The organism is Pseudochrobactrum sp. AO18b, assembly GCF_000409565.1.
Classification (GTDB): Bacteria; Pseudomonadota; Alphaproteobacteria; order Rhizobiales; family Rhizobiaceae; genus Pseudochrobactrum; species Pseudochrobactrum saccharolyticum.
In genome coordinates this window covers 1-790 of the sequence record NZ_ANNO01000369.1, presented here as the reverse complement: position 1 = coordinate 790, position 790 = coordinate 1, and the positions used below count along the sequence as shown (strand labels likewise).

General features: G+C 55.7%; 1 protein-coding gene. It reads right to left on the bottom strand.

Annotated features, from left to right (window positions below):
- Positions 1–35 precede the first annotated feature (35 nt).
- Positions 36–790: MFS transporter (locus tag A918_RS0114145; RefSeq protein WP_022711698.1), on the bottom strand; the 755-nt coding region annotated here is incomplete at its 5' end.

The window sequence follows — 790 nt, the reverse complement described above, 5'->3', positions numbered from 1 at the left end:
CGCCCCCCCCCCCCCCGTTCTCTTTTCTAGGCCGATTATGCGGCCATTTTTTTCGGCAGGCGCGGCAGCAATATTGTCAGCACGCCGAGCAGTGGCAGGAATGAACACAGCCAATAGACATATTCAATACCGTGGCTGTCGGCGAAATCGCCGAGCAATGCAGCTCCGATACCGCCCGCACCGAATGCGAAGCCGAAGAACACACCGGCGATCATGCCGACACGTCCCGGTACCAGTTCCTGTGCAAAGACCACAATTGCGGAGAATGCCGAGGAGAAGATAATACCGATGACAACGGCCAGAACACAGGTCCAGAACAGGTTGGCGTAAGGCATCATCAGGGCGAAAGGAATAACGCCGAGGATCGAGAACCAGATAACGAAGCGTGCGCCCATTCTGTCACCGATCGGGCCACCGATGAAAACACCGGCTGCCGATGCACCGAGGAACAGGAACAGCATCAGCTGGGCATTTTGTACCGTGACATCGAATTTCTCGATGACGAAGAAGGTGAAATAGCTGGAAATACTGGCCATATACACATTCTTGGTCGTGGTGAGCAGCACCAGAACCAGAATGGCGAACATCACGCGTCCCTGCGGCAGCGGCAGAGTGCGGTCTGCAGCGGGTTTGTTTTTGCTCTGACGCTGTTTTTCAGCATACCAGCGGCTGACGCGGGTCAGCGCGATAAAGCCGAAAACCGCAATGATTGCCAGCCATGCAACGCTCGACTGACCATTTGGCAGAATGATGAAAGCGGCAAGCAGAGGGCCGAGTGCCGAGCCGAAAT